Below are 4,533 nucleotides of genomic sequence, written 5' to 3'. Positions count from 1 at the left end.
AGGGAAGCCACAGCAAAACGGGTTTGTTGAGCGGTTTAATGGCTCATTTAGACGAGAATTTTTAGATGCTTACTTGTTTGAAAGTATCAATCAAGTAAAAGAAATGGTGTGGTTCTGGCGATTAGATTACAACGAAGAACGCACACATGAAAGCCTTGGTAACCTGCCGCCCGCAGCTTACCGAGCAAAGTTGGAAAACTCTAGTTTACAGGTGTCTCACTAACGGGGGAGTGGACAGCTGCATATTGCGCTCGTGCTAGCCAGTATGCGTAAACTGCTATTGAATCACTAACGACAGAGCAGCAATTCTTTCGCCCCGCACGCTTTTTTACTGGGGGGAATGTTATTGATCTCGATTGGTATTTTCATCTAGTCGAGCACAGCACTAAGGTACGCTTTCCTACAGAACAGCATCATTTAACACCAAAGAGTAACTTTTACGCGGTAGCAAGTGATCTTGAATCACTAGCGCCACATTATTTGCATACGTGGCATGACAATATGTTTACGCACCTTAAAGCGTCGAGTGCCATTCCATTTTTATATCGCCCCGGTGTGAATGTGCAAGGACATGGCTTGATGGATGGCGGAGTTGCCGATCCATTACCTGTTCGCTGGGCGCATCAAAAAGGTGCAAAAAATATATGGGTGATAAGGACAATAGAGGCCCACGACGATGGCAAAATGCCAGTGCTAGAGCGGTTAAAACCAATTATGCGACGGGTTAATCAATCTCCAAAAATGTTTGAAATGTATCATCACTATCAAAGTCGCTACGCCGATGCAGTTAACTTTATGAAGGCTCCGCCAGAGGACGTTAATGTCATTCAAATTGCGCCTACTAGAACACTCGAGTCGATGGTACTAGGATCAAGTCACGAGACCTTAAAGTCAGACTATAAATTGGGCTTTGAATTAGGGCTAAAGGCGGTAGATAAGTGGCGTGATATGTTTGAAGCCAGCCCGATGTAATAGCAAGTCTCAGATTGAGACTTGCTACCTATGATTATCGGTTAAGACTTGCGAATTGAAATAGAAGTCGCTTCAATGTCAATTCGGCCATCTTTAAATAAACCACCAATGGCTTTTTTAAAGTTAGCCTTCGAGGTAGAGAAAGTGCGTTTGATGGCGTCAGGATCTGACTTGTCACCCAATGGTAAATAGCCGCCACTTTCTTCTAGTTTACTGTATATTTCCTCTGCTAGGTCTTTTACTTTCCCTATGCCAGGTTTCTCTAATACCACGTCAATCTTATCTTCGTCATGAACCGCTTTAACAAAGCCTTTCATCCGCTGGCCGATGTACATGCGCTTAAATACATCGTTGAAAAACACTAAGCCGAAGTGTTTTTCATTGACAATAACTTTATAGCCCAAGTCAGTTTTTGCAGCGACAATCAAGTCTACTTCTTCAAACTTATCATACTGAGCTTTGGATTTACCTAAAAATTTACCCAGTGCACTGGATGCACAAATGCGTTTACTGGCGTTATCTAGATACAACTTCACTAAATAGCTGTAACCATCGCGCATTTTCGGTTTTTGCTCATTGTATGGAGCAAGCACGTCTTTATCTATGCCCAAATCTAAAAAGGCACCAACCTTGTTAATTTCTTTGACACGCAGTAAGGCAAACTCTCCAACTTGCGCTAACGGCTTTTTCGTCGTTGCGGTAGCGTGCCCAAGGTTATCTTGATAAATAAAAACCTCAACAGAGTCGCCTTCTTCCATGTGCTTTGGCACTTCTGTGCGCGGAAGAAACACATCGCCAAGTTCACCACCGTTCAAGTACGCACCTTCAGCGGTAAGTTCTTCAATGGTTAACATCTTAATTTGACCTAGCATGATTATTCCTCGTCAATTTGTGGTTTTGGTTTGCGACGTAGCGGCATTGAGCCATCAATATCAATTGGTGGCTGGATCACTTTTCGTGGCTGTGCTTTTTTCACAGGTTTTTTCTTTGGTTTACTCGTTTTGCTAGGCGCTACATTTGCAGGGCGATTTTTACCATGCTGTGGTTTTTGTTTAAGCCCTTTGAATTTACCAACCAGGCCTTCCACTTCTTCAAAGCGCAATGGTTCATCAAGATAGTTCTTGATTGCCACATAACTATTCCAGTCTTTTGGACCCACAAGCGAAATCGCATGACCTTTGAAGCCAGCTCGGCCTGTACGACCAATACGGTGCACGTATTCCTCAGCCTGCTTAGGTAAGTCAAAGTTAATAACATGCGTTACTGACAATAAATCTAATCCGCGGGAAGCGACATCTGTGGTTACTAACACTTTATAAATGCCACGGCTAAAGCTTTCCATGATATCTAAGCGTTTGCTTTGTGGCATGTCGCCTGAGAGTGATACCGCTTTAATCGACATGTCGTTTAATAATTTACTTAACCTGTCGGTGTCGCCACGGGTTGCAGTAAATATAATGCACTGGCCAACCTCACTTTTTGTGATGAAGTGTTTCAGCAGCGCTTCTTTATGATCTAAATGATCGGCAAAGTACAGGGCTTGTTTAATGTCTTCATGTTGCTGGTGGGCATTACTTAGCATAATGCGTTTTGGCGATTTCAGTAATTGACGCGAAGACGCTTCAACCTGAGTATGGTCCAGCGTGGCTGAAAACAGTAGGGTTTGTCTTTGTCGATGATCCGCCGAGTCATTAATGATGTCTAGCTGTTTCTCAAAGCCAAGGTCAAACATACGGTCTGCTTCATCAAAAATAAGCAGTTCAAGGCCGCCCAAAAACAAAGAGCGATTTTCAACGTGATCAGCAATACGTCCCGGTGTACCCACCACAAAATGTGGGTCGCGGCGAAGCGCTTTTACTTGATCGTTGTAGTTTTCACCGCCTAAAACCTTACAGACTTGAATATTTGTGCCAGCACACAAAGCACGACATTCAGAGAATACTTGAGTCGCGAGTTCACGAGTTGGGGCGACGATAAGCACGCGTGGATCGCGTTTGCTTAGCGCTTTTTGCTTCATTACACGCTGTACTGCGGGCAGCAAGAAGGCAAGGGTTTTGCCTGAGCCTGTTTTAGACTGCGCAAAAACATCGTGGCCAGCTAAAGCCGTTGGGATGGCATGCGCTTGGATCTCGGTCGGTTCCGTGATCCCTTGGTGAGCTAATTGTTGTTCTAGGCGCGTATCTATCCCAAGTTCAGTGAATCTCAAGTCAATTTCTCCAAGTCTTGAATTTTAAAAACACGAGATTATACCAAAGCATAGACGCTATCGGATATAGAATTTGTGTTTTTTGCATTTTAATCAAAAATCCGTAGAATACGCGCTTCAGCGCCGGGTTTACGACTCGGTTTTCATGCTTTACACATCGTCATGCTTAATGTGTAAGCTAATCAAAGCTTAAATCTAGGAAAATACAATGTCAGAACAATACGTTGTTTGTGCTATGTACAAGTTTGTCTCTTTACCTAATTATCAAGAGATAAGACAACCCCTTCATGATGTCATGGAAGCGAAGGAAGTTCGTGGTACGCTATTACTTGCCGAAGAGGGTATTAACGGTACTGTTGCGGGAAAGCGAGAGGGTATTGATGCACTATTAGCTTGGTTAGACAAGCAACCTGGCCTTGATAATATCGTTTATAAAGAATCATTCGACGAAACCTGCCCATTTTATCGCACCAAGGTAAAGCTTAAAAAAGAAATCGTCACCATGGGTGTACAAGGTATCGACCCTAAAGAAGTGGTTGGCACCTACGTAAAACCGCAAGATTGGAACGCACTGATTTCAGACCCTGATGTGGTACTTGTTGATACGCGTAATGATTATGAAATTGAAATCGGTACGTTTAAAAATGCCGTCGATCCAAAGACTAAGACGTTCCGTGAGTTTCCTGAGTGGGCGCAAAATAATCTAAACCCAGAAAAGCACAAAAAAGTAGCGATGTTCTGTACTGGCGGGATCCGCTGTGAAAAGTCAACAGCATACATGAAAGAGCAAGGTTTCGAAGAGGTTTATCACCTCGAAGGCGGCATTTTAAAATATTTAGAAGAAGTGCCAAAAGAAGAAACGATGTGGGAAGGCGAGTGCTTTGTTTTTGATAACCGTGTAGCGGTTGATCATGATTTGAATAAAGGGTCTTATGATCAATGTCATGCTTGTCGTATGCCAATCACCGAAGAAGAAAAGCAACGTGATGAGTATATGGAAGGCGTGTCTTGCCATCATTGCCACAAAGATCTAACAGAAGAGCAAATTGCCCGTTTTGCTGAGCGTCAAAAGCAGATTGAATTGGCTAAGCAACGTGGCGAAGGGCATATTGGCCATGATGCTCAAGAGGCAATTAGAAAGCGTAAAGAAGAAAAACTAGCGCAAAAAGAAGCTCAGCGCCAAAAATCTTAAGCACTGCTTTTAATAAAATGAATAAAAGGAGCCCAATGGCTAATGCTGATCAGTTAAGAAGTTGATCGGTTGACCGATCAAAATGATCATGCACAATCCGTAGCTAGGCAACTAACTACGGATTTTTTGTGAATATAGAACAAGCTCTTCATTCAGCTTTTGA

The 4,533-nt window shown here is 43.1% G+C and carries 5 protein-coding genes; 3 read left to right on the top strand and 2 right to left on the bottom strand.

What is annotated here, in order from left to right; translation table 11 throughout:
* A partial coding sequence (locus F9Y84_RS21655; protein ID WP_168756793.1) for an integrase core domain-containing protein occupies nucleotides 1-223 on the top strand: 223 nt, incomplete at its 5' end.
* Between the two features lie 278 nt (nucleotides 224-501).
* Nucleotides 502-972, top strand: a complete 471-nt coding sequence (locus tag F9Y84_RS22345; RefSeq protein ID WP_225740797.1) for a DUF6363 domain-containing protein — start codon at nucleotides 502-504, stop codon at nucleotides 970-972.
* A gap of 41 nt (nucleotides 973-1,013) precedes the next feature.
* Here the strand turns inward: F9Y84_RS22345 and F9Y84_RS21645 are convergent, their stop codons facing one another.
* A complete protein-coding gene (locus F9Y84_RS21645) occupies nucleotides 1,014-1,844 on the bottom strand; it encodes a CvfB family protein (RefSeq protein WP_125253930.1) in 831 nt (276 codons plus the stop codon).
* 2 nt (nucleotides 1,845-1,846) lie between these two features.
* Nucleotides 1,847-3,178 carry a DEAD/DEAH box helicase gene (locus tag F9Y84_RS21640; RefSeq protein WP_147391414.1) on the bottom strand — a complete coding sequence of 444 codons (1,332 nt, stop codon included), beginning with the start codon at nucleotides 3,176-3,178 and terminating at the stop codon, nucleotides 1,847-1,849.
* A 208-nt stretch (nucleotides 3,179-3,386) separates the two neighbouring features.
* Here F9Y84_RS21640 and trhO point away from each other — a divergent pair, with 208 nt between their 5' ends.
* On the top strand, nucleotides 3,387-4,370 hold the full coding sequence (gene trhO, locus F9Y84_RS21635; RefSeq protein WP_147391413.1) for an oxygen-dependent tRNA uridine(34) hydroxylase TrhO: 984 nt from the start codon (nucleotides 3,387-3,389) through the stop codon (nucleotides 4,368-4,370).
* Nucleotides 4,371-4,533: the final 163 nt, after the last annotated feature.

The sequence above is a fragment of the Pseudoalteromonas peptidolytica genome (assembly GCF_012641745.1).
In the GTDB taxonomy this organism is placed as follows: Bacteria; Pseudomonadota; Gammaproteobacteria; order Enterobacterales; family Alteromonadaceae; genus Pseudoalteromonas; species Pseudoalteromonas peptidolytica.
Note: the sequence above shows the minus strand (reverse complement) of the source record. Positions and strands in the feature narration are given on the sequence as shown.